Below are 24,586 nucleotides of genomic sequence, written 5' to 3'. Positions count from 1 at the left end.
GCGGCTCAGGACTGCGCGCCGCACTCGGGCTGCATGTTCTGCATCGCCGCCTTCATCTCTTCCGGCGTCACGTCCTTGACGTGGGTGGCCAGCGACCAGCTGTGGCCGAAGGGATCGGTGACGATGCCATAGCGGTCGCCCCAGAACTGGTTTTCCAGCGGCATCTTGACGGTGGCGCCGGCGGCGACCGCCTGCGCGAAGGCACGGTCCACGTCCTGCACGTACATATGCAGGGTGACAGGCGTGCCCTTGAGCTTGTTGGGACCGATGCTGCCGTAGTCGGGAAACTCGTCGACCAGCATCACGTGCGAGTCGCCGATCATGATCATGGCGTGCATGATCTTGCCGTCCGGCGTCTGCATGCGCGCAGCCTCGACGGCGTTGAAGGCTTTTTTATAGAATGCGATGGCCTCGGCGGCGCCGTCGCAGACCAGGTGCGGGGTGATGGTGTGCATGTCTTGGGGTATGGCTTGCACTTGTGCTGTCATGATGGGCTCCTAGGGTTGGGGTTGAAACGGGTGGGTTGTTTCACTCTAGCGCCGTGGAGCGGCAAGACAAGGAGAATTGGGGGGATTTTTTTGGGGTGGGTGGTGGGCGCCTGGTGCGTGCTGGCTGCCAGTGCCTGAAGTGAGGGGGAGGCGTGGGGGGGGGGGGGGGGCCCCCCCCCCCCCCGGGGGGGGGGGGGCCCGGGGGGGGGGCGGGCGGCCTGGGCCTTCCTGGGGGGGGCGGCGTGGGCCGCGGCGCGGCCAACGTCGCCGCGCGGGGCGCGGCAGATGGGCGATTCGGAGAGGGCTGGGCCGGCACGGCCCAGCCCTTCGAATCCCACCGTTCCGTCCAGACAAATAAAAAAGCCTCCCGCAGGGGAGGCTTTTTTATTTGATTCTGGCGGAGACGGTGGGATTCGAACCCACGATACAGGTATAAGCCGTATGCATCCTTAGCAGGGATGTGCCTTCGGCCACTCGGCCACGTCTCCTAGCTGATTACTCAACTATGTCGTTTCAGCTGACTGCGCTGCAGCGACGAACGTCATAATATCGATTGCACCCCCTTTGGTCAAGGGCGTGGGGCGATATTTTTACTTGTTTAGGCTTTTTCCAGCTCGAACGCCTTGTGCAGGGCGCGCACGGCCAGTTCCATGTACTTTTCGTCGATCAGGACCGAGATCTTGATTTCCGAGGTCGAGATCATCATGATGTTGATGCTCTCTTCCGACAGGGTGCGGAACATTTGCGAGGCGACGCCGACGTGGCTGCGCATGCCGACGCCGACCACCGACAATTTCGACACCTTGGCGTCGCCGGTGATGCTGGCCGCGCCCAGTTGTTCGCGGTTCGCTTCCAGCACGGCCAGGGCGCGTGCGTATTCGCCGCGCGAGACGGTGAAGGTGAAGTCCGTTTTACCGTCGACCGACTGATTCTGTATGATCATGTCGACTTCGATATTGGCGTCGGCCACCGGTCCCAGGATGTGGTAGGCCACGCCCGGACGGTCAGGCACGCCGAGCACGGTGATTTTGGCTTCGTCGCGGTTGAAGGCGATGCCGGAGATAACTGCTTGTTCCATGTTGGTGTCTTCCTCAAACGAAATCAGGGTGCCCGAATTGGCTTCTACTTCCAAAGGCAGCATCGGGTCGGTCAGCGACGACAATACGCGCGTCGGAACGCGGTAGTTGCCGGCAAATTCCACCGAACGGGTTTGCAGCACTTTGGAGCCCAGCGAAGCCAGTTCCAGCATTTCTTCAAAGGTGATGGTCTTCAGGCGGCGTGCCTCGGAGACCACGCGCGGATCGGTCGTGTAGACGCCGTCCACATCGGTAAAGATCAGGCATTCGGCCGCCTTCATGGCGGCGGCGATCGCCACGGCCGAGGTGTCGGAACCGCCGCGGCCCAGGGTCGCGATATTGTCGTTCTCGTCGACGCCCTGGAAACCGGTAATGATGACAATCTTGCCGGCATCGAGGTCGCGTTTGACTTTTTCGTCATCGATCGACTGGATGCGGGCCTTGGTAAAGGCGGAATCGGTTTTGATCGCGACTTGCCAGCCAGCATAGGATACGGCTTGTTTGCCGATCGCCAGCAGTGCCATCGACAATAGGCCGACGGACACTTGTTCGCCTGTCGAGGCGATCATGTCAAGTTCACGCGGATCGGGTTGATCCATGATTTCCCTGGCCAGTCCAATCAGGCGGTTGGTCTCGCCCGACATGGCGGATGGCACCACCACGATTTGATGCCCAGCGTCGTGCCACTTGGCAACGCGCTTGGCGACATTCTTGATACGGTCAGTCGAGCCCATCGACGTACCGCCATATTTGTGGACGATTAAAGCCATAAGAGTGAAGTTTCCGCTCAAGAAGAATAAAAAAGAGGGCTTTACTCTACATGCCGCAATGCAAAATAACAAGCTATTAAGCGCATTAGCTCATACCGATTACGCATATGGAAATAACCGATCCATGCAGTGCGCGCGCCAGCCCACACCGCATGGCAGGCCGCTCAGACGGCGGCCCAGCGCAAGCTCACGCGTGAGGCGTCCGGCAAACCGAGGCAATGGCAATCGAGGCCGATGCCGGCCGCAAACAACAATTGTTGCGCCGCACAGACAAGCGGCAGGCGCTCGCGCTCCCAGGCCGGCACGTCAAATGCCTGGTAGTGGTATTTCAGGCTCTTGGTCGGGCGGTTGTGCGCCAGCTTCAGGCGCTCGCCGCCCTGGCGGAAATCGATGGTCAACAGCTGCGCCTTGAGCCAGGCGATATCGATGCCCTGCCCGTCTTCCTCTACCGGGTCGAAATGCAGCACGCCGCCATACGCGGGAAACGCCAAGCTGGCTTCACCCTGCCAGTGAAAATCCTGGCCGGCTTTTTCCAGGCCCGGGATATTCGCGTCATCACGCTCGCGCATGCCGGCCAGGTCACCCAGTTTGGGCGTCAGGTACAGGCGGTCGCGGTGGCGCCGCACATGGCATTCCGGATGCGTCACCAGCAACTGCGCGTCGGGCCGCGCTTCGAGCAGCTGCGCCAGCATTTCCGCCAGCCATGCCGTCGACGGCATGCGCAAGTTGCGCGTGCCGAACCAGTGGCGCAGCAGGTTGTAGCAGCGGTCCTGGCTCAGTTCGCGCAATTTGCCCAGCTCGATGCAATCGCCATCGAGGCAGTTGGCCAAGTCCTGCGTGGCCAGTTCCGTCAGCAGGCGCTGCGCCGACTGCGCATGCTGGGCACTGCGCGCAAAACGTTCCTGGAAGCCGGGAAAGGCCTGCGCCAGCACCGGCATCACCTGGTGCCGCAAGGCATTCCTGGCAAAGCGCGCATCGTCGTTCGATTCGTCATGGATATGAGGAATCGCATGTTTCTCCACATACGCTTCCAGCTGCTTGCGCGATACCGGCAGCAGCGGGCGCGCCATCACCAGATCCGGATTGGCCAGCAATTCCGGTGCGCTGTTGGCGCCATCCATGCCCGACAGACCGGCCGTACCCGAACCGCGCAGCAGCTGCAGCAGCACGGTTTCGGCCTGGTCGTCCTGGTGGTGGGCCGTCAGCAGCAGGCGCACGCCGTATTGCGCGCACAAGGCGCCCAGGGCGGCGTAGCGGCGCTTGCGGGCCGCTTCTTCCGTACCTGTCTTGGGATTGATCTCGATGCTGACGCGGGCGGCCTCGAACGGCACGTTCATGCTGTCGCAAAGTTGCTCGCAATGGGCCAGCCAGGCGTCGGCGTTCGGGCTCAGGCCGTGGTGCACGTGGAAGGCACGCAGCGCCACGCCCTGCTCTTGCACCCAGGCATGGGCCAGGTGCAGCAGAGCCGAGGAATCGAGGCCGCCGCTGAGGGCAATGGCAATCGTTTCACCGTTCCTGGGCGCACAGGCGTCGAGTGCGCGGGCGAAGATATCGGCGACGCTGGCGGTTTGTTGCTTTTTCATATGGGTTCCGGGAATGCAAAGAGGGACAGGCAGGTAGTCGAAGATGTTCGGCTACCTGCCTGTCCCTGGTGTTTTTTTTACTGTCATGTCAGGTTGCGTCATGTCGGATTACGCTGCGCTAATCCGACCTACCCGACCTGCTCCGACCTACGCGGGTTGGATTACTCGCTCGGCGTAGTTTCCTTGAACTTGCCATAGCTCAGCAGCTTTTCATGGCGCGCTTGCAGCAGGTCCTTGGTTTTCATGCCGTGGAACTGGCGCAGGGTGTCGGCCAGCGCGCGTTTCAGCAGGGTCGCCATCTGTTTCGGATCGCGGTGGGCGCCGCCCAGCGGTTCGTTGATGATCTTGTCGATCAGGCCCATGGCTTTCAGGCGGTGCGCGGTCAGGCCCAGCGCTTCGGCCGCGTCGGCGGCGCGCTCGGCGCTCTTCCACAGGATGGAGGCGCAGCCTTCCGGCGAGATCACGGCGTAGGTCGAGTACTGCAGCATCAGCACGGCGTCGCCGACGGCGATCGCCAGCGCGCCGCCGGAACCGCCTTCACCGATAATGGTGGCGATCAGCGGCACTTTCAGTTCGGCCATCACGTACAGATTGTGGCCGATGGCTTCGGACTGGCCGCGCTCTTCGGCGTCGATGCCGGGGAAGGCGCCCGGGGTGTCGACAAAGGTGAAGATCGGCAGGTTGAATTTTTCGGCGACCTTCATCAGGCGCATGGCCTTGCGGTAGCCTTCCGGTTTCGGCATGCCGAAGTTGCGCATGGCGCGCTCTTTCGTGTCGCGGCCCTTCTGGTGGCCGATGACCATGCAGGGCTGGCCGTTGAAGCGGGCCAGGCCGCCGACGACGGACAGGTCGTCGGCATAGCTGCGGTCGCCATGCAGTTCGTGGAAATCGGTAAAGATCTCGTTCACATAATCCATGGTGTAGGGGCGCTGCGGGTGGCGCGCGATCTGCGCCACCTGCCAGGGCGTCAGCTTGGCGTAGATATCCTTGGTCAGCTGCTGGCTCTTCTTGGCCAGGCGGTCGATCTCTTCCGAGATGTCGACGGCCGAATCGTCTTGCACGAAGCGCAACTCTTCGATCTTGGAATCGAGTTCCGCGATCGGCTGTTCAAAATTGAGGAAAGTCGTTTTAGTCATTGTACCTCCAGGGTTTTACCAGCCGCGTCACCAGGGCGCGCGGCGTTATTGATGGTTATTTTACCGTACCAGCTCAGGCGCGGGGGCCTGTATCGCTGGCAGAAGCAGCCGCAGCAGGGTCGAGACTGCGCCATAAATACCAGGTTGCCACGGTGCGCCACGGTTCCCAATTGGCGGACACCTCGCGCGCATCGCTGCGTGAAACAGGTTCGCCGGAAAAGTAATTGACGCTGATGCCCTGGATCAAGCCGGGGTCATCGAGCGGCAGCACATTCGGGCGCAACAAATTAAAAATCAGGAACATCTCGGCGGTCCAGCGGCCGATGCCGCGGATTTGCACCAGTTCGGCGATGACGGCTTCGTCATCCATTTCGCCCCACTGGCTGGCGTGCACGCGCTTGGCCTTGAAGTGGTCGGCCAGGTCCAGCAGGTATTCGGTCTTGCGCTTGGACAAGCCACAGGCAGACAATTGCTCGGCGCCCGCCTTCAGCACTTGCGAGGGCGTGCATTTCGGGCAAGCCAGCAGCAGCTTTTTCCAGGCCAGGTCGGCGGCCTTGGGCGTGATCTGCTGGCCCACCAGCGAGCGGGCCAGGGTGGTAAACGGGTCGCTATGGCCGACCAGATGCAGGTCGCCAAATTGCGGGATCAGCTTTTTCATGATGCGGTCGCGCTTCATCAGCTCGATCTTCGCCTCTTCCCAGTAGGATGGCACCTGAATCACAGTCGCCGACGCCGCCGCGCTGGGAGTTTCCCCGTTTTCCCTGGTGTTGGACATCATGCGCGGCGCCAGTTGGTCGAGCCGTCAGGCTTGTCTTCCAGGATGATGCCGGCCTGCAACAGCTCGGCGCGGATCTTGTCGGACTCGGCAAAGTCGCGCGCTTTCTTGGCGGCGCTGCGCGCGGCAATCGCGTGCTCGATGGTGGCAGCCTCGTCATTGCCGCCGGCGGCGCTGCCCACGGTCGCTTGCAGGAATTGCTGCGGCGTGCGCTCCAGCAAGCCCAGCACGCCGGCCAGGCCCTTCAATTGACGCGCCAGCACCGGCGACTTGCTCTTGTTCACTTCCGTGGCCAGGTCGAACAGCGCGGCCACCGCCAGCGGCGTATTGAAGTCGTCGTCCATCGCCTCGGCAAAACGCACGGCATGGGCTTCGCTCCAGTCGATCGCGCCTGCTTCCACCGTCACCTCGGCCAGCGCCGTGTACAGGCGCGTCAGCGCCAGGCGCGCGTCGTCCAGGTGCACGTCGGAATAATTCAGGGGGCTGCGGTAGTGCGCGCGCAGGATGAAGAAGCGGATCACTTCGGCATCGAATTTTTGCAGCACTTCGCGGATGGTAAAGAAATTGCCCAGGGATTTGGACATTTTTTCATTGTCCAGGCGCACGAAGCCGTTGTGTATCCAGTAGTTGACGCTGGTGTGGCCAAACGCGCCTTCGGACTGGGCGATCTCGTTTTCATGGTGCGGGAACTGCAGATCGGCGCCGCCGCCATGGATGTCGAACTGTTCGCCCAGCAAGGCGCAGGCCATGGCCGAGCACTCGATATGCCAGCCCGGGCGACCCTTGCCCCATTTCGAATCCCATTTGACTTCGTCGGGTTCCGACTCTTTGGATGACTTCCACAGCACGAAGTCGAGCGGATCGCGCTTGCCCGTATTCACATCGACGCGCTCGCCGGCGCGCAGGTCGTCGAGCGACTTGCCCGACAGTTTGCCGTAGCCGGGGAAATTGCGCACCGCGTAATTGACGTCGCCATCCTCGCCCTGGTAGGCCAGGTGATTGCTTTCCAGGCGCTCGATCAGGCTCAGCATCTGTGGCACGTACTCGGTGGCGCGCGGCACGTGATCGGGCGTCAAAATACCCAGCGCCGCCGTGTCCTCGTCCATGTACTGCGTGAAACGGGTGGTCAGCTGCGAAATGGTTTCGCCGTTTTCCACCGCGCGGCGGATGATCTTGTCGTCGATATCCGTAATGTTGCGCACATAGGTCACGTCCAGGCCGGAGGCTTTCAGCCAGCGGTAGATCACGTCGAACGCCATCATCATGCGCGCATGGCCGATATGGCAGTAATCGTAGATGGTCATGCCGCACACATACATGCGGACCTTGCCCGCTTCCATCGGGACAAAGACCTGCTTTTCGCGTGCCAGGGTGTTGTAAATCTTTAGATTGCTCATCGTACTTTACTGGTGGAGCGGCAGCCAGCCCGGGGAAAACGACAGACAGGCGCGGACACCGTTGGTGCCGCGCCACTGAACCGCCGTGTGCGCCGAGACTGAGCTACCCGCTGTATTGTTGTTCTTGTTTGTTAGAATTAGGCGTTAGCGGGCAAGTATAACATTGATAAAAACCATACTGGCCCGATATGAATCAGGTTTTTACGAAGTTCAACCGAAGTTCAACACTTCTTTCACTTCTTTACATTTTGAACAAGCTTAAAGAAAAATAACGCTCAAGGACATTCTTATGCAAGAGACAAAATCCCCGCGCCTGCCCTTTCTGGCGCGCTTTTTCACGCTGTTCGCCGGCCTGGCCCTGGGTGGCGCGGTGGTGGCAGCCAACCCTGCTACGCTGGACCCGACTCCGCATGTGGCCCTGAAAACCAGCATGGGCGAAATCGTGCTGGAACTGGATCAGCAAAAAGCGCCGAAAAGCGTGGCGAACTTTCTGCAGTATGTCAAAAGCGGCTACTACAAGGGCACCGTGTTTCACCGCGTTATCGACGGCTTCATGATACAGGGTGGCGGCTTCGACAAGAACATGAAGCAGAAAGCCACCAAGCCGGCGATCCAGAACGAAGCGCAGAACGGCTTGCAGAACGTCACCTACAGCATCGCCATGGCGCGCACCGGCGACCCGCATTCGGCCACCTCGCAATTCTTTATCAATGTCGGCAATAACGGCGCACTCGACTACCCGGGCCGCGATGGTTACGGCTACACCGTGTTCGGCAAGGTTATCAAAGGCATGGACGTGGTCGACAAGATCAAGGCGGTGCCGGTGGCCGACAAGGGGCCGCACCAGAACGTGCCCGTCACGCCGGTGGTGATCGAATCGGCCACCTTGCTCAAACAAGCGCCCGCAAAACTGTAAAATAGCGTTTTTGCCGCCCCGGCTTGCCGACACAGCCTGCCAGGGCACGAAATATTTCACCCAAACAAAAGGACTATCATGACTTCCGTAATCATCACCACCAACCTGGGCAAGATCACCGCTGAGCTGGACGCTGAAAAAGCGCCGAAAACGGTTGCCAACTTCCTGGCCTATATGGAAGCCGGCCACTACAACAACACGATTTTCCACCGCGTGATCGACGGCTTCATGATCCAGGGCGGCGGCTTCGAGCCAGGCATGAAACAAAAGCCAGCCGACACCACCGTCGAAAACGAAGCCAAGAACGGCCTGAAAAACGATACCTACACCCTGGCCATGGCCCGCACCTCGGACCCGCACTCGGCATCGGCCCAGTTCTTCATCAATATCAAGAACAACAGCTTCCTCGACTATCCAGGCCAGGACGGCTGGGGCTACGCCGTGTTCGGTAAAGTTACCGAAGGCAAGGAAGTGGTCGACGCCATCCGCGCCGTGAAAACCACGCGCGCCGGCATGTTTGCCGACGTGCCGACCACCGATGTCATCATCGAAAAAGTCGAAGCCGCGTAATTTCGGCGCACGCAACATGAATCACAGGCATTGCCACGTTCTTCTTGTTTCCATGAACCATCTTGATCAGGGGAGCGTTGAACGATGATAATGCCTGCCGCACTCTTCATTTCCGACCTGCACCTGCAGCGCTCGCACCCGCGCACCAGCGCCGCTTTTCTTTCCTTTCTTGAACACCATGCGCAACACGCGCACGCCCTGTATTTATTGGGCGACCTGTTCGAATACTGGGCCGGCGACGACGACCTGGAAGACCCGTTCAATGCGCGCATGACAGCGGCGATACGCGCCGTCAGCGATGCGGGCGTGCACGTCTACTGGATCGCCGGCAACCGCGATTTCCTGGTCGGCTCCGGCTTTGCCGCGGCCGCCGGCGCCACCCTGCTGAGCGAACCGCACGTCACCACGATTGCCGGCCAGCGCATCGTGCTGCTGCATGGCGACGCCGAATGCACCAGGGATGCGGCGTATATGGAATTTCGCGCCATGGTGCGCCAGCCGGCCTGGCAACGGCAATTCCTGGCCATGCCCCTGGCGCAGCGCAAGGCCATCATCGACGGCTTGCGCAAGAACAGCCGCGAGCAGAACGGCGAAAAGGCGATGGACATCATGGACGTCAGCCCCGATGCGGTGGCGCAGGTATTTGCCGAACAGGCCAGCACGATCATGATCCACGGCCACACGCACCGCCCGGCCCTGCATGAAGTCGACGGCAACTTGCGCTATGTGCTGCCGGACTGGGAATGCGATGTGCAACCCGGCCAGCCAGTCCGCGGCGGCTGGATCGCCGTCGATGGCCACGGCGCCATCACGCGCCACGCGCTGGACGGCGCCATGATCGACTAGCCTTTTACCGACGCCGCCACGGGATGGCGTCCGACAAGCCTGCCTGCCCGCCTCTGCTGTAATGGCGGCATGTCCACACTGTATATCGGCACGGCCGGCTGGGGTATTTCCAGCGCGGCCTCCAGTCACTTTCCCGGCGAAGGCAGCCATCTGCAGCGCTATGGCCGGGTGCTCGACTGCGCCGAAATCAATACCTCGTTCTACTGGCCGCACCAGCCGACGACCTATGCGCGCTGGGCCGACAGCGTGCCCGAACACTTTCGCTTCAGCGTCAAGCTGCCGCGCAGCATCACGCACGAGCTGCGCCTGAAACATTACACGGCGGAGCTGGAACGGTTTGCCGGCGAAGTGGCGCACCTGGAAGACAAGCTGGGCTGCGTGCTGGTGCAACTGCCGCCCAGCCTGCGTTTCGACGCCAGCGTGGCCGCCAGCTTTTTCGATGACTTGCGCGGGCATTTCCAGGGCATGCTGGCCTTCGAAGCACGCCACCCCAGCTGGTTCGGCGAGGCGGCCACCGCCCTGCTGCGCGCACGCCGCATCACCCGCGTGCGCGCCGATCCGCCCGCCGGCCAGCCGGGTCCGCATGTGCCGACCACCGAGGTCGCGTATATCCGCCTGCACGGCAGCCCGAAGATCTATTACTCGGATTACTCGCCTGACTTTCTTGCCGCATTGTCCACCGAGCTGCGCACGCAGACGGCAAACGGCAGCTGGTGCATCTTCGACAATACGGCGTCCGGCGCGGCGCTGCTCAATGCGCTGGACTTGCAACGACTGCACAAAAGCTAGCCTCGTGCCACTCAAGCTTGCAGTGCAGCGCCGTCGCGGTGCTGGTCCTCCCATTGCTTCATGATCCGTTCATCTTCACTGAGTAAATTATGGTCTGCATGGCAAAGGATGGCCAGTTTCGGTCTCCGCGCAGGCCAGGCAGATGCGCGCCACAAGAAGGTTGCTCAAAACACCATGACCATCAAGGCAACTTGGGGAGATGAGACAGCCGGCGCACGACATGCCTGCTTTTTTTTGATGAGTTGAACGCTACGAGGGAGACGCCGTGCGTTTGTTGCTGGTGGAAGACGATCCCATGATCGGCGAGAGCATGGTGGACGGCCTGCGCGGCGAGTGCTATGCCGTGGACTGGGTGCGCAATGGCGCTGACGTGGCATTCGCCATGAAGGAACATGCTTATGATCTGCTGCTACTGGATCTGAATCTGCCCGGCAAGAATGGCATGGACATCTTGCGAAGCACGCGCGCGGCTGGTGCAGATCTGCCGGTGCTGATTATTTCGGCCCGGGAAGGAACGATGGCACGCGTGGCAGGCCTGGATGCGGGCGCCGACGACTATCTGGCCAAGCCCTTTGATCTTGACGAGCTGTTGGCGCGCATCCGCGCCTTGCTCCGCCGGCGCAGCGCCCATGCCGGCACGATGCTGGTCTTTGGAGACCTGGCACTGGACCTGGCCAGTCGCGAGGTCACTTTTCATGGCGAATCTGTCAAGCTTGGCCGCAGAGAATTTACCGTGTTGCATGCCTTGCTGGATAAACCCGGCACGGTTGTGTCAAAGCGCCAATTTGAAGACAAGTTGTATAGCTGGGATCAGGCAATAGAAAGCAACACCGTCGATGTCTACATCTATCAACTGCGTAAGAAATTTGGCACTGATTTTATTCAAACGGTACGTGGCGTGGGTTACAGGCTGCGCTGATGCACGAGCATGTCCCCATGCCGAACCTGGCCGGGAAAAGCGGCCAACTGCGCATGAAGACATAATCCCGCGCATCTGAACGGCTACGCCAGCAATCATCCTGGCCATTTCATCGCCACTTCATCTTTGACAAGTAGCATGAGCGAAAAGGTTGCCAGTGCCGCAGCTGATTGATTGTTATATTACGAAGAGGAACATCATGCGAGACAATTTCCGATGCTTCAAAAGCCTGAAAAGTATCGACTGTCTCCTCATCGGATCCGGTATTCTGATATTACTGATCGGCAATTTCAGCCATATCGACCTCCTGATGGCCGACACGATGTTTGACCAGGCCCGGGGACAATTTGCCTGGCAAGTCCATCGCTTGACAGAGGCATCGGCTTATCTGGCCTTCCAGTATCTCTTGATGGCGTCGGCGATTGCCGCCATGGCACTGGCGCTCCTGGATGGATTGAGGCCATGCAGTTGGCTTGCGCCACATCGCACGGGCTTGCGCGTTTTCGCGGGTTCGGCAGTTCTGATACCCCCAGCGATCACCTTGTTTTCCCTGTTGAGCGAGGCGATTTGCCCGGTGGATCTGCAGCGCTACGGTGGTGTCGAAGCTTACACGCGGCTGATTGAAACGGCGCCGGAAAGAGTCGCCGGGACCAATTGCCTTCCTGCGAGCGAATCCGGCCATGTCTGGTGGCTATTGGCGCTGATGGCATTCTGGATACCCAGGCACCCCCGCATTGCCACGGCGATCGGCGCCCTGCTGTTGCTCGGTGGCCTTCTGCTGGGCTATATGCTGCAACTGCAGGGGACACAATTTTTTACGCAGACCTTATGGTCGGCCTGGATCGCCTGCTACCTTGTCTATTTTCTCTATCATTTCTTCCGTACCGACGAAACGCCACAAGCACGCAACGGCCGGCAGACCCTGCATTCCATGAAATGCTAACGGTCAGATTCCCGGCCGCTCCACTCGTTTGACATCCCCACTGCGGTACTGAAGTGCTCGCGGACATTACGGCCATGTCAATCGCCACGCGCTTGGTCAATCTGGTCGGGACCAGGCGACCTGTCGATCGGTTTGCCTGGCTGGCGCCTCCTTAGCAGACCGAACATGAAGGAAATATGAAGCCGTCGTACATTTACTACATTTGTGAAATATATTGCATTCGCTCTTCCGGTCATGTCGTCCGCAAATGATAATGCGGTTCATTCTCATTTACAGAAACAAGTTGAGATGTAACCCGTGTCATGTGAGCCGCTCTATATGCGTACTTCGATCCGCGAGGCGCGGGCGGCTCATGATTCCATCATCCGGACCGGCAATGCCGGCCCTGCCCTGACGGCATCATCGTATTGATGCCGCCGGTTTTCAGGAGATTTTCAGTATGCAATCAAACAAGACTGTCGTGTTGCGAGCGACTCCCATGGCGCATGCCATACGCACCCTGTTCATGGTCGCGCCCTTGCTGGCGCCGATGGCCGCTCATGCGAACGACATCCCTGCTGCTGCAGAGAACACCATGCCGACCATCACCATCACCGGGCAGGCTGAAAACAGTCTGCAGGTGAAGGCGTCGGCATCGAACAAATTTACGGCGCCGCTGATCGATACCCCGCGCACGGTGACCGTGATCCCGGCGGAACTGCTCAAGGAAACCCAGGCGGCCACCCTGAACGATGCCTTGCGCTCCGTCCCCGGCATTTCCTTCAAGGGTGGCGACGCCTTCGGTGCGCCAGGCGGCGATCACCCCAGCATGCGCGGCTTCGATTCGAGCAGCTCGCTGTTCATCGACGGCATGCGCAGCGCGGGCGCGCAAAGCCGTGAAACGTTTGCCATCGAACAAATCGAAGTGGTCAAGGGGCCAAGTTCGGTCTACACTGGCCGCGGATCGGTGGGCGGCAGCATCAATATCGTCAGCAAGGTGGCCAAGGTGGGCGACTTCACCAATACCGCGATCGGTGTCGGCAGCGACGGTTACGCGCGCGGCACCCTGGACGCGAATCGGGCACTGGGCGACGGCACGGCAGGCCGCCTCAATCTGATGTGGCATGAGGCGAACATGCCCGGCCGCAATACCGTGGATTACAGCCGCTGGGGCATCGCACCGTCCGTCACGTTCGGCCTCGGCGGTCCGACCCAGGTCATGCTGAGCTACTACCACATGCAATCCGATGACATGCCCGACTATGCCGTGCCTTACGCACGCACGGGCGGGCAACCGCTCGATGTGCCGCGCAGCCGCTTCTTTGGCCTGACCAGCCGCGACTTCATCAAGAATACGGCCGACATCGCCCAGGCCGAAGTACGGCATGATCTTGGCGGCGGCTTCAAGCTGCGCAATGTGACGCAGTTTTCCAGGACCAGGCTCGATTACATCGCCACCAATCCGCAGTGGTCCGGCACCACCGGCGACACGCTGCTGCTGGAAGCGAAGAGCGGTATCTTCGGCATGAAATCGCTGACCAACCAGACCGAATTGACGGGCCAGCTGCAACTGGGCGGCCTGCGGCACAGCCTGGTGACTGGACTGGAACTGAGCCGTGAAAAGAGCCAGCGCGACAATTACTATGTGCTCGACAGCGCAGGCGGCAACCTGCGCCCCGGCGCCTCGTGCAAGGTGGCCTACAACTGCACCTCGGCCAGCGACTGGAATCCGCGCAACCCCTGGACCGGTTCCTACACCCGGACGGAACCGGCCTACCCCGTGCTCGACACCACCACCACCACCGCCTCGGCCTATGTGTTCGACACGGTCACCTTCAATCCGCAGTGGTTGCTGAACGCCGGCGCGCGTTTTGACAGCTATCGCACCAGGGCCACCACCGATGCCAGCGCCACCGTCAAGGCGACCTCGCTGCAGAACGATACGAATTTCGCCAACTACCAGTTGGGCCTGGTCTACAAGCCGGTCGCCAATGGCAGCGTGTATGCCTCGTGGGGCACGTCGTCCAATCCGGTCGGCGTCGATGGCGGCCAGGGCGGCGACGCGATCGCCGCGGCGACCGCCGACCTGTCGCCGGAGCGCAGCCGCAATATCGAACTGGGCACAAAGTGGGAAGTGCTGGACCAGCGCCTGTCGCTGACGGCCGCCGTGTTCCAGGCGGTCAAGAGCAATGCCCGCATTTCGGACGGCATGGGCCACACCATCAATGCCGGCAGGCAGAATGTGGAAGGCGTGGAACTGGGCGTGGCCGGCAAGCTGGGGGCGCAATGGGACATGTTTGCCGGCTACACTTACCTGGACAGCGAAGTCAGGGACGGCGGGCCGACCGGCGCCAACCTGGGCAAGCAGTTCCCCCTGACGCCGCGCAACAGCTATACCTTGTGGACCACCTACCGCCTGCTGCCGCAACTGAAAATCGGCGGCGGCGTGACCTCGGTCGACAAGCAGTATGCCAATGCGGCGAACACGGTCGGCGTGCCTGCCTATACCAAGTTCGACATGATGGCCTCCTACACGGTGAGCAAGCAATTGTCCCTGCAGCTCAATCTGTACAACGTGGGCGATAAAAAGTACTACGACAAGGCATACGGCAATTACGCTTCCGTGGCAGCCGGACGCTCGGCGGTCGTGACAGCCAGTTTCTCGTACTAAACATGATTGGCCCGCGCTGTTGCAACAGTGTGGGCCATGGCAACGGGAGCGCGTGGCCTTGATGGATGCGCAACGCCAGGCGCCCGCAATATGGCGCCGCCACGCTCTTTTCTCCGATTCACTCTTGATCTGGCATCACTATGAACATCACCATTATCGGCACCGGCTATGTAGGCCTGGTGACAGGCGCCTGCCTGGCCGAACTGGGCAATAATGTCTTTTGCCTGGACCTCGACGCGAAAAAAGTCGCGCTGCTCAACAACGGCGGCATCCCCATCCACGAACCTGGCCTGGAAGAAGTCGTGTCGCGCAACCGCGCCGCCGGCCGCCTGACCTTTTCCACTGACGTGGCAGCGGCTGCCCATCACGGCGTGCTGCAGTTTATCGCCGTCGGCACGCCGCCCGACGAGGACGGCTCGGCCGACCTGCAATACGTGCTGGCCGCGGCGCGCGGCATCGGCAAGTACATGAACGACTACAAGGTCATTGTCGACAAGTCGACGGTGCCGGTCGGCACGGCCGAAAAAGTGCGCGCCGCCATCCAGGCCGAACTGGACCTGCGCGCCGCCAACGCCACCTTCTCGGTGGCCTCGAACCCCGAGTTCCTCAAGGAAGGCGCGGCCGTCGAAGACTTCATGCGGCCCGACCGCATCGTCATCGGCGTCGATGCCACGCCTGACGGCGAACGCGCGCGCGACCTGCTGCGCCGCCTGTATGCGCCGTTCAACCGCAACCACGAACGCACCTACTGGATGGACGTGCGTTCGGCCGAATTCACCAAGTACGCGGCCAATGCCATGCTGGCCACGCGCATCTCGTTCATGAATGAACTGGCCAACCTGGCCGACAAGGTCGGCGTCGATATCGAAGCGGTGCGCCGCGGCGTCGGCTCCGATCCGCGCATCGGCTACAGCTTTTTGTACGCCGGCTGCGGCTATGGCGGCTCGTGCTTCCCGAAAGATGTGCAGGCGCTGGAGCGCACGGCCAGCCAGCATGGCCAGGAACTGCTGATACTGCGCGCCGTCGAAGCCGTGAACGACAGGCAAAAGCATATCCTCGGCGACAAGATCGTGAAACGCTTCGGCAATGACCTGGCCGGGCGTCACTTCGCCATCTGGGGCCTGGCCTTCAAGCCGAACACGGACGACATGCGCGAAGCGTCGGCGCGGGTGCTGCTGGCCGACTTGCTGGCGCGCGGCGCCACGGTGGCGGTGCATGACCCGGTGGCGATGGCGGAGGCGCAGCGCGTGCTGCCGCTGGACCTGGCGCCGGAGCAACTGGCCCATGTCCGCTATGCCACCACTCCGGCCGACGCGCTGGTCGACGCCGATGCGCTGGTGATCGTCACGGAATGGAAGGCCTTCCGCAGCCCCAACTTCGAGCAGATCAAACAATCCCTGAAGCAGCCGGTGATCTTCGACGGGCGCAACCTGTTCGAGCCCGATACCATGCTGGCTACCGGCATCGAATACCACGGCATCGGCCGCCCGGTCCTGACACGCACATTGACCCGGTCTAGAACACCACCATGATGATGGAACCGGCGACAATCAGGGCGGCGCCCAGCGCGGCCGGCCAGGTCAGGGTTTCACCAAGGAACAACACACCGAGAATGATCGCCAGCGCCACGCTGAGCTTGTCCAGTGGCGCGACCTTGCTGACCGGGCCCAGCTGCAAGGCGCGGTAGTAACACAGCCAGGACAGGCCGGTGGCGATCGCGGACAGTACCAGGAATATCCAGCTGCGCAGGCCGATACCCGCCGGGCTGCGCCATTCGCCGCGCAGCGTGACGATGCCGGCAATCACCGCCAGGATGACGACGGTACGGATAAACGTCGCCAGGTTGGAATTGAGGCCGATCACGCCCAACTTGCCAAAAATCGCCGTCAGCGCGGCGAATACGGCCGAGGCAAGCGCAAAGGCGATCCAGTTCAAAGCAGGTGTCATGGCACGGCTTTCCATTGCTGAGATGATAGGACGGTACGGTCATGCCCGCCATGGCATGAGCGATGCATGAAGCGCACACATCGGGTAACGATCGACATGCCACCAGCATGTGGCCAGCGGCCTGACTTGCTTGCAATTGCATAGCCGCCGGCGGCGCAATTGCAGGGCGCCGCCGCCCTGCCGTACCCTTGCAAACCGCTTGTTTCAAGCCTGTGCACCTGGCGTGCGTTCTGCCAGCAACAGCAGCAACGAAACCCGCTTGCAGGCACTTTGCCGATGCTAGACTGGCACAACAACATCAAGGAGAGAACAGTGCTCAGATTCCAGGAATTGTTGCTGCAGTGGCTGTTGCTCAGCGTGTTATTGCTGATCGTATGGGACGTCATGTCGTACTGGCTCCCGCATGCCGAAGGCCTGCGCCTGGCGATCGACAACATGCTGGCATAACGCCGGTAGCCGGCTGGCGGCTAGACCAGCAAGCAATTCCATATCAGTTGACCAGTTCCCTGGCGCTGGCCACCTGGCTACGGTAGGCGTCGAAAATATGGCGCAGCGCGTCGCTCATGGAGGTGGTCGGTGCCCAGCCCAGTTCTTCGCAGGTGTTGGTAATCTTCGGCACGCGGTTCTGCACGTCCTGGTAGCCGGCGCCATAGTAGGCGCCCGAGGTGGTTTCCACGATTTTCACATGCTGCGCGCCGTCGGCGTATTCCGGGTAGTCGGCGGCCAGGGCCAGCATCATGCCGGCCAGCTCGCGGATCGAATAGTTATTGCCCGGATTGCCGATATTGTAGATCTTGCCGCTGGCAACGCCGTTCTGGTTGGCGATAATGTGCATCAGCGCATCGATGCCGTCGTCGATATACGTGAATGCGCGTTTTTGCGCGCCGCCGTCGACCAGCGAAATGTTTTCACCGCGCACGATATGGCCGAAGAACTGCGTCACCACCCGCGACGAGCCTTCCTTCGGCGTATGGATGGAATCGAGGCCGGCGCCGATCCAGTTGAACGGGCGGAACAGGGTGAAGTTCAGGCCTTCCATGCCGTAGCCCCAGATCACGCGGTCCATCAGCTGCTTGGCGTTCGAATAGATCCAGCGCGGCTTGTTGATCGGGCCGCAGATCAGTTCCGAGTTTTCCGGATCGAATTCCTCGTCGTGGCACATGCCATACACTTCCGAGGTCGACGGAAACACCAGGTGCTTGCCGTACTTGGCGGCCGAGCGCACGATCGGCAAATTGGCTTCGAAGTCCAGTTCGAACACGCGCAGCGGCTGCTTGACATAGGTCGACGGCGTGGCAATCGCCACCAGCGGCAGGATCACGTCGCATTTCTTGACGTGGTACTCGACCCAGTCCTTGTTGATGGTGATGTCGCCCTCGAAGAAATGCATGCGCGAGGCGTATGCCGGATTCTCCAGCACATCGGTGATGCGGTCCGAATTCATGTCCATGCCGTACACATGCCAGTCGGTGGTTTCCAGGATGCGCTTGGACAGGTGGTGGCCGATAAAACCGTTGATGCCGAGGATAAGGACTTTTTTCATGGATATTTCTCTCTGTGATGTCACAGGCGCCGGCGCCCGTGACGGAGGTTCGATGGACAAGCGGTATCAGTTCTGGCGGCGCACGCTGCGCTGCTCCGCCGGCAGCGTGCGGATCGTGCCGCCCGGCGCCAAGGCTTCCTGCAGGATGGTCTGCACCACGTAGCGGGGCCGTGCACGCACCTGCTGGTAAATGCGGCCCACGTATTCACCCAGCAGCCCGATGCCGAACAGGATCACGCCCATCAGGAAGAAGATGACGGCAAACAGGGTAAACACGCCCTCGACCTCGGCGCCGACCAGCAATCGCCGCGCCAGCAACAGCAGCACCAGCAGGCCGGAAGCGCCGGACAGCGCGATGCCCAGCATGGAAAACATCTGCAGCGGTATCAGCGAAAAACCCGTCACCAGGTCGAAGTTCAGGCGGATCAGGCTGTACAGCGAGTACTTCGACTCGCCAGCCGCCCGTTCCTCGTGCTCGACCAGGATCTCGGTCGGCTTGCGGGCAAAGGTGTAGGCCAGCGCCGGCACGAAGGTATTCACCTCGCCGCACTGGTTGACCAGGTCGATCACATTGCGGCCATAGGCGCGCAGCATGTTGCCCTGGTCGCTGATCCTGATATTGGTAATGCGCTCGCGCAGGCGGTTCATCATCTTCGAGGCCACCGTGCGCCAGGCTGAATCTTGCCGCTTGCGGCGGATCGAGCCCACGTAATCGTAGCCTTCGCGCATCTTGGCCACCAGCCTGCCGATTTCCTCGGGCGGGTTCTGCAGGTCGGCGTCGAGCGTGATCATGATCTGGCCGCGCGCGGCCTCGAAGCCGGCCAGGATGGCCATGTGCTGGCCGTAGTTGCCATTGAACAGCACCACCCGCGTCACTTCCGGGCGCTGGCGAAATTGCTCCGCCAGCAGCGAGACAGAATTGTCGCGGCTGCCGTCGTTCACAAAAATGATTTCGTAGCTGGTCTGCAGCGCATCGAGCGCCGGATACAGCCGGGCGAACAAGGTGGCCAGGCCTTCCTGCTCGTTGTAGACAGGAATGATGATCGACAGTTCAGGTTTCATCGCCGCTCCATTTTCTCGGTTGCCGCGCCGGCTTGCGCCCGGTTGGAAATCACCATGCGCCGCAGGTCCTGCGCCACTATCCGCATCGGCACGCCGCGCTGCCGCAGTTGCGCATGCTGCGCCAGGCTGATGATGGCCATGTCATGGATGCCGCTGCCGGCATCGCGTGTCCATTGCGTGACGAAATCATCCACCCTGGGCAGCGACAAATGCGGCTCCTGCTGCAAGCCAAACGCGAATTCATCCCGGTAGTCGACGAGAATGACGGGCCGGCGCAGGTAGTAGGTCAGCGACTGCTCGTAAATCCCGACCGAATACAGCTTGGTCCCGGGCGTCAGTTCGGCCTGCAGTGCCGGCAGCAGCCCGGTACCGGCGCGATCCTTGCCAACCACCTCGAATCCGGCCAGGATGGCGTGCGTGGCAAAGAAACCTGCCAGTGCGATGACCAGCACCGTCATGTCGCGCCGGGCCTTCCATGCCAGTTCCATCGCCAGCAGGCCGCCGGCGAGCAGCATGGCCGCGGCAGCCATCAGCCAGGGCTGGTACTGCTGCAGGCGCAGCAGTTCGGCATCATGGCGTGCCGAGCTCTTCAAGAGATACGGCACCGCCACCAGTGTTGCCGCACCCAGCACGGCCAGCAGCGATGCGGCCAGCAGATGCTGGCGGCGCGGCGCCGCTTCCAGGTACAGCGCCGCCAGCATCGCCAATGCCGGAAAGATCGGCACGATATAGCCAGGCAGCTTGGAGCTGGAGTAGCTGAAAAATACCAGGATGAAGACCGCCCACGTCAGCAGCAGCAAGCGCGGCTGGAAGCTGCCGGCCTGGCGTTTGATGCCGGCAGCCAGGCTTTGCGGCAGCACGGCAATCCAGGGCAGGAAACCAGGCAACAGCAGCACCAGGAAGTAATACCAGGCGCCCTTGCGCTGGTGGCCGGTATTCAGGAAGCGCTCAAAATGTTCGTAGATAAAGAAAAAGCGCGGCTGCTCGGGATTGCGCAGTGCGACGGCGATAAACCAGGGCGTGGCGATGGCAAAAAACAGCAGCAATCCCTTGCCGGCATGCAGCCGGGTCCAGATGCGCCAGTCGCGCGACACCAGCGTGTACAGCACCAGCACGGCGCCCGGCAAGACCACGCCAATCAGGCCTTTCGCCAGTACCGCCAGGGCCATGCCGGCCCAGCACGCCAGCATCCAGTTGCGGCGCGCAGGCGCGCTCGCTTCGTCGCGTTGCGCGATCAGGAGGCTGGCCAGGCAAATCGTCATCATGCCGGACAAGCTCATGTCCAGCGAATTGATCTGTCCCGACGCCAGCCAGAACAGGCTAGATGCCAGCACCAGTCCGGCGTAAAAACCTGCGCGCGGGCCGAATACCAGCCGGCCGGCCCAGGCCGTCATCAGGACGCCGACCATGCCGCACAGGCCGGTCCACAGGCGCGCCTGCCAGTCGCCCAGGCCAAAGACGGTAAACGTCAGCGCATTCATCCACGCCTGCAAGGGCGGCTTTTCGAAATATTTGATGCCATTGAGGCGGGTGGTGATCCAGTCGCCGCTGGCAAACATCTCGCGGGCGATTTCAGCATAGCGTCCCTCATCGGGCGGCACCAGCGTGCGCAAGCCCAGCGCATACAGGGTCAGCAGGATAAAACCGGCCAGCAAGGACCACATCAACGCCTTGGATCGATATAACCCGGCTGCCGCGACAGGATCGGCGGCGCGGCAAGCCCGTGAGGCGAGGTCGGATCGCACCAGTACCGCGGCGGGTTGGCTTTCGTCGACATGCTTCGGAACGAGGCGTAACGGTGTTGGTTTCATTGGTAAGCCATGTAATCGGTCTGGTCAGGGGTGCTGCCGGCAACACCGCGTTCGTGCCTGTGTTTGTTGCAAAACAGTGTAGCCCGCGCCACCGGCCGCAGGAATGGCAATTGGCGCGGTTCAACAAACCATGCCTGGATGCGGGTTCCGGCATGGCGCGGCCCGTGGGAAACACGAAAATCCGGCTATCGTTACGGAAGCAACCGCGCTGCGCAGTCATCAACACCGCGATCCTAACCGGGCGATCATGAACGGAACATTAAGAGCCTATCCCAGTAGATGAATACGCCCCCTGCTGGCGCCCCTCAGAAGCGGGGACTGTGTTGATCGTCGTTGCATGGCTCGCCATGCCGCCTCCTCACGCCTTGTCCGCGCTCCTGATGAGCTGCAAGCAGAAGACGCTCACTACTGGGATAGGCTCTAAGGAATGCCGGCGGGACCGTGTTGATCCCCATGCGGCGTGCGCAGGCCAGGAAGTAGCCGGACTTCGCCTTGACGTCCAAGGTATCGATTTCACGCAGCACGATGCCGTGATGTTCAAGGTGCGGCCCGACCTCGAAAACCTGACACCCAGAAGTCCTGCCTGCATGCCAATCGGCGACTTGACACAGCAACTGCTTGCCATTTTTATTTTTACTGTTATAGTTCACTACAACACCATGTATGCATTTCACCTGATGACAAGGAGCGTTGATGCTTTCATCCCTACCTTTGCCGGAGCGCATCCCATGAGCGCCTCCTGGCACGACAACAGTCCGATCTACCGCCAGCTCAAGGCGAAGGTGGTCGGCATGATGCTCGATGGCGCGCTGCAGTCCGGCGACGCCCTGCCTTCGGTGCGCCAGGTGGCGGCCGATTATCAACTCAATCCCATTACCGTCTCGCGCGCCTACCAGGAACTGGTGGACGAGGCGCTGGTGGAAAAACGCAGAGGACTCGGCATGTATGTACTCGATGGCGCCCGCGACAAACTGCTGGCAAGCGAACGCGAACGCTTCATGCGCGAAGAATGGCCGGCCATGCTGGAACGCATCACGCGCCTGGGCCTCGACGTGGAACAACTGCTGCTGGCCCATAAAGGAGCGACCCCATGAACGCGCAACTCGACAAGGCTAGCGTGATCAGCGCGCGCGGCTTGCGCAAGCAATACGGCAAGCAGGCGGCGCTCGACAACCTCAGCTTCGATATCGCTGCCGGGCGCATCGTCGGCCTGATCGGACCGAATGGCTCGGGCAAGACCACCACCCTGAAAGCCATCCTGGGCCTGACCGGCTTCGAGGGCGAACTGTCGGTGCTGGGGCGCGATCCCCGGCTTGCGCGCGATGCGCTGATGGAAGACGTGTGCTTTATCGCCGACGTGGCGATCCTGCCGGGCTGGCTGCGCGTCGCCGATGCGGTCGACTTCGTGGCGGGCGTGCATCCGCGCTTCGACCGCAGCAAGGCCGAGCGCTACCTGGCGCTGACCAGGCTATCGCCGAAGATGAAGGTGAAAGCCATGTCGAAGGGCATGGTGGTGCAGCTGCACCTGGCGCTGGTGATGGCGATCGACGCGAAGCTGCTGGTGCTCGACGAACCGACCCTGGGCCTGGACATTCTGTACCGCAAGCAGTTCTACCAGAACCTGCTGGAAGACTATTTTGACGAAAACAAGACCATCGTCATCACCACCCACCAGATCGAGGAAGTCGAGCACATCCTCAGTGACCTGATGTTCATCCGCGATGGCAGGATCGTGCTGGCCGCCACCATGGAGGAAGTGGGCGAACGCTATATCGAGGTAATGGTGGGGCCGCAGCAGGTCAACGCGGCGCGCGCCCTGCAGCCGATCAGCGAACGCAGCGTATTCGGCAAGTCGGTGATGCTGTTCGATGGCGTCGCCCGCGAGCAACTGGCGCTGCTGGGAGAACTGCATACGCCCAGCCTGGCCGACCTGTTTGTCGCCACCATGAAAGGAGCGCAGCAATGAGCATTTCCCCTGTCGACAAGATGAAATGGCTGGTCCGGCGCGAGCTGTGGGAGCACAAGGGCATGCTGCTGTGGACGCCCGCCGTGATCGGCATCGTGCTGACGGTGCTCGGTACGCTGCTGACCATGACCACCATCGCCAGGACCAAAACGCGCACCGCGCTGACGGTCAATGGCGAGGACGTGCCCTGGAGCGCCATCTTCAATGCGCCGTCCTTCGCGCGGCAAAAGAACGAGTTTATCGATGCCGTCGCCAACAACTACGCCTACCTGGCCGCGCCGCTGTTCCTGGCGCTGGGCTTCCTGGTGTTTTTCTATTGCCTGAGCGCCCTGCACGATGACCGCCGCGACCGCAGCATCCTGTTCTGGAAGTCGCTGCCCGTGTCGGACCTGCAGACGGTGCTGTCGAAGGCCGCCATCGCGCTGCTGGTGGCGCCCGTCATCGTGCTGGCCACAGCCTGCCTGAGTTCGCTGGCATTGTTGCTGGGCCTGGCGACCGTGATGGAAATGAACGGCATCCACGTATTTGGCGAACTGGCCACCAGGCCTGGCCTGTACCTGGGTCCGCTGCGCCTGTTCGGCTTGCTGCCCGTGTATTGCCTGTGGGCGTTGCCAACCGTCGGCTGGCTGCTGATGGTGTCGAGCTGGGCCCGCAGCAAGGTCTTCCTCTGGGCCGTCGGCGTGCCGCTGCTGCTGGCCGTGCTGCTGGTATGGGGCGGCGAACTGGCGCAGCTGCAAGCGCAGGCTAACTGGATACAGTCGAAGGTGATCGCGCGCACCCTGCTCGGCACCTTGCCGGGCAACTGGTATCTGTTCGAACCTGGACTGCTGCCGCAGTTGCACGCCGGTGGCGCGCGCATGGCGCAGATCGACGTATTCGGCAATTCCTGGTCCAGCCTGGGCCTGCCGGCCGCCTGGCTGGGCGCGGCGGCGGGCGCGGCCATGATCTGGGCCGCGATCCGTTTGCGCCGCTGGCGCGAGGAAGGCTGACCGAGGGCCGACAGAGCGCCGAGCCTGTCCATTTTTGCATTAGCCGACGCCCCGCCAGCCGGGGCGTTTTTCATGGAACGATGTTTTTATTTTCACTTCCAGATAATAACTATTTTCTTGATAGTTATTCATCCCAGACCATTCCTTCGATCAGGCTATTAAATCAATACCCTGAATTGCATATCAAAATAATAAATAATTATTTCTATCGCACAGCCACTGCAATTAAATTAATCAATAACAAGACTGAAAAGCCACAACTACATTTTCGATAGTCGAATAATTTCTCACGAAAATACACGGAAATAGCGCGATTCAGAGAAAAACCCGTGCCAGCTTATCCATTTGGTGAGTATTGGTGATTATTTCCGTGAAAAAACTTTGTCAGAATATAGTTATCGACTGTGATT

23 protein-coding genes and 1 tRNA gene are annotated in these 24,586 nt (G+C 61.1%); 12 read left to right on the top strand and 12 right to left on the bottom strand.

Features of this window, described 5'->3' with window-relative positions; genetic code table 11:
- Window positions 1–5 precede the first annotated feature (5 nt).
- From ACP7B7_RS06990 to cysS, 7 genes are all read right to left on the bottom strand, one after another.
- The gene (locus ACP7B7_RS06990; RefSeq protein ID WP_426076165.1) at window positions 6–488 is read right to left on the bottom strand and encodes a VOC family protein; all 483 of its coding nucleotides are present in this window, start codon (window positions 486–488) and stop codon (window positions 6–8) included.
- Between the two features lie 395 nt (window positions 489–883).
- Window positions 884–976 (bottom strand) — tRNA-Ser (locus ACP7B7_RS06985).
- A 110-nt stretch (window positions 977–1,086) separates the two neighbouring features.
- On the bottom strand, window positions 1,087–2,334 hold the full coding sequence (locus ACP7B7_RS06980) for an aspartate kinase (protein WP_426076164.1): 1,248 nt from the start codon (window positions 2,332–2,334) through the stop codon (window positions 1,087–1,089).
- 164 nt (window positions 2,335–2,498) lie between these two features.
- Window positions 2,499–3,917: a tRNA lysidine(34) synthetase TilS gene (gene tilS, locus ACP7B7_RS06975; protein WP_426076163.1), complete on the bottom strand. Its 1,419-nt coding sequence runs from the start codon at window positions 3,915–3,917 to the stop codon at window positions 2,499–2,501.
- A gap of 161 nt (window positions 3,918–4,078) precedes the next feature.
- Window positions 4,079–5,053: an acetyl-CoA carboxylase carboxyltransferase subunit alpha gene (locus ACP7B7_RS06970; RefSeq protein ID WP_308922041.1), complete on the bottom strand. Its 975-nt coding sequence runs from the start codon at window positions 5,051–5,053 to the stop codon at window positions 4,079–4,081.
- A gap of 73 nt (window positions 5,054–5,126) precedes the next feature.
- Window positions 5,127–5,831 (bottom strand): DNA-3-methyladenine glycosylase family protein, encoded by a 705-nt coding sequence (locus ACP7B7_RS06965; RefSeq protein WP_308922042.1) that lies wholly within the window; start codon window positions 5,829–5,831, stop codon window positions 5,127–5,129.
- Complete coding sequence (gene cysS / locus ACP7B7_RS06960; protein ID WP_426076162.1) at window positions 5,828–7,225, bottom strand: cysteine--tRNA ligase; 1,398 nt, start codon at window positions 7,223–7,225, stop codon at window positions 5,828–5,830. Before cysS ends, ACP7B7_RS06965 begins: the two co-directional genes overlap by 4 nt.
- 289 nt (window positions 7,226–7,514) lie before the next feature.
- Between cysS and ACP7B7_RS06955 the strand changes: the two genes are divergently transcribed.
- The 8 genes from ACP7B7_RS06955 to ACP7B7_RS06920 all read left to right on the top strand — a co-directional run bounded on the left by ACP7B7_RS06955 (window position 7,515) and on the right by ACP7B7_RS06920 (window position 16,390).
- A complete protein-coding gene (locus ACP7B7_RS06955; RefSeq protein WP_426076161.1) occupies window positions 7,515–8,141 on the top strand; it encodes a peptidylprolyl isomerase in 627 nt (208 codons plus the stop codon).
- 78 nt (window positions 8,142–8,219) lie between these two features.
- On the top strand, window positions 8,220–8,711 hold the full coding sequence (locus ACP7B7_RS06950; RefSeq protein ID WP_308922045.1) for a peptidylprolyl isomerase: 492 nt from the start codon (window positions 8,220–8,222) through the stop codon (window positions 8,709–8,711).
- Window positions 8,712–8,801: 90 nt separating this feature from the next.
- Complete coding sequence (locus ACP7B7_RS06945; protein ID WP_426076160.1) at window positions 8,802–9,557, top strand: UDP-2,3-diacylglucosamine diphosphatase; 756 nt, start codon at window positions 8,802–8,804, stop codon at window positions 9,555–9,557.
- Window positions 9,558–9,626: 69 nt separating this feature from the next.
- Entirely contained in the window at window positions 9,627–10,346 is a 720-nt protein-coding gene (locus ACP7B7_RS06940; protein WP_426076159.1) for a DUF72 domain-containing protein, read from the top strand.
- A 265-nt stretch (window positions 10,347–10,611) separates the two neighbouring features.
- Window positions 10,612–11,265 (top strand): response regulator, encoded by a 654-nt coding sequence (locus ACP7B7_RS06935; protein ID WP_426076158.1) that lies wholly within the window; start codon window positions 10,612–10,614, stop codon window positions 11,263–11,265.
- A gap of 199 nt (window positions 11,266–11,464) precedes the next feature.
- Window positions 11,465–12,208 carry a phosphatase PAP2 family protein gene (locus tag ACP7B7_RS06930; RefSeq protein ID WP_426076157.1) on the top strand — a complete coding sequence of 248 codons (744 nt, stop codon included), beginning with the start codon at window positions 11,465–11,467 and terminating at the stop codon, window positions 12,206–12,208.
- 478 nt (window positions 12,209–12,686) lie between these two features.
- Window positions 12,687–14,858 (top strand): TonB-dependent receptor, encoded by a 2,172-nt coding sequence (locus ACP7B7_RS06925; RefSeq protein ID WP_426076156.1) that lies wholly within the window; start codon window positions 12,687–12,689, stop codon window positions 14,856–14,858.
- Between the two features lie 140 nt (window positions 14,859–14,998).
- Complete coding sequence (locus tag ACP7B7_RS06920) at window positions 14,999–16,390, top strand: UDP-glucose dehydrogenase family protein (protein ID WP_426076155.1); 1,392 nt, start codon at window positions 14,999–15,001, stop codon at window positions 16,388–16,390.
- Here the strand turns inward: ACP7B7_RS06920 and ACP7B7_RS06915 are convergent.
- Complete coding sequence (locus ACP7B7_RS06915; protein WP_426076154.1) at window positions 16,374–16,805, bottom strand: EamA family transporter; 432 nt, start codon at window positions 16,803–16,805, stop codon at window positions 16,374–16,376. The two genes, ACP7B7_RS06920 and ACP7B7_RS06915, sit on opposite strands and share 17 nt — an antisense overlap.
- A 312-nt stretch (window positions 16,806–17,117) precedes the next feature.
- Here ACP7B7_RS06915 and ACP7B7_RS06910 point away from each other — a divergent pair, with 312 nt between their 5' ends.
- A complete protein-coding gene (locus tag ACP7B7_RS06910) occupies window positions 17,118–17,252 on the top strand; it encodes a hypothetical protein (protein WP_426076153.1) in 135 nt (44 codons plus the stop codon).
- Window positions 17,253–17,295: 43 nt separating this feature from the next.
- On the opposite strand, the gene ACP7B7_RS06905 is transcribed toward ACP7B7_RS06910, so the two are convergent.
- From ACP7B7_RS06905 to ACP7B7_RS06890, 4 genes are all read right to left on the bottom strand, one after another.
- Complete coding sequence (locus ACP7B7_RS06905) at window positions 17,296–18,348, bottom strand: bifunctional UDP-4-keto-pentose/UDP-xylose synthase (protein ID WP_426076152.1); 1,053 nt, start codon at window positions 18,346–18,348, stop codon at window positions 17,296–17,298.
- A 66-nt stretch (window positions 18,349–18,414) separates the two neighbouring features.
- Complete coding sequence (locus ACP7B7_RS06900) at window positions 18,415–19,410, bottom strand: glycosyltransferase (RefSeq protein ID WP_426076151.1); 996 nt, start codon at window positions 19,408–19,410, stop codon at window positions 18,415–18,417.
- Window positions 19,407–21,074, bottom strand: coding sequence for a glycosyltransferase family 39 protein (locus ACP7B7_RS06895; RefSeq protein WP_426076150.1), 1,668 nt, complete (start codon window positions 21,072–21,074; stop codon window positions 19,407–19,409). The genes ACP7B7_RS06900 and ACP7B7_RS06895 overlap by 4 nt, the downstream gene beginning before the upstream one ends.
- A gap of 452 nt (window positions 21,075–21,526) precedes the next feature.
- Window positions 21,527–21,946, bottom strand: coding sequence for a hypothetical protein (locus ACP7B7_RS06890; protein ID WP_426076149.1), 420 nt, complete (start codon window positions 21,944–21,946; stop codon window positions 21,527–21,529).
- Between the two features lie 3 nt (window positions 21,947–21,949).
- On the opposite strand from ACP7B7_RS06890, the gene ACP7B7_RS06885 reads away from it, so the two are divergent.
- From ACP7B7_RS06885 to ACP7B7_RS06875, 3 genes are read left to right on the top strand one after another with little or no spacing between them, the layout of a single operon-like run.
- A complete protein-coding gene (locus tag ACP7B7_RS06885; protein ID WP_426076148.1) occupies window positions 21,950–22,315 on the top strand; it encodes a GntR family transcriptional regulator in 366 nt (121 codons plus the stop codon).
- Window positions 22,312–23,187 carry an ABC transporter ATP-binding protein gene (locus tag ACP7B7_RS06880; RefSeq protein WP_426076147.1) on the top strand — a complete coding sequence of 292 codons (876 nt, stop codon included), beginning with the start codon at window positions 22,312–22,314 and terminating at the stop codon, window positions 23,185–23,187. Before ACP7B7_RS06885 ends, ACP7B7_RS06880 begins: the two co-directional genes overlap by 4 nt.
- Window positions 23,184–24,176, top strand: a complete 993-nt coding sequence (locus tag ACP7B7_RS06875) for a hypothetical protein (RefSeq protein WP_426076146.1) — start codon at window positions 23,184–23,186, stop codon at window positions 24,174–24,176. The genes ACP7B7_RS06880 and ACP7B7_RS06875 overlap by 4 nt, the downstream gene beginning before the upstream one ends.
- Window positions 24,177–24,586 lie beyond the last annotated feature (410 nt).

Origin of the sequence: Janthinobacterium sp. PSPC3-1 (assembly GCF_049896105.1) — a bacterium.
Lineage (GTDB): Bacteria > Pseudomonadota > Gammaproteobacteria > Burkholderiales > Burkholderiaceae_D > Janthinobacterium.
The sequence above is the reverse complement of the archived record's forward strand: the minus strand, read 5'-3'. Positions and strand labels throughout refer to the sequence as shown.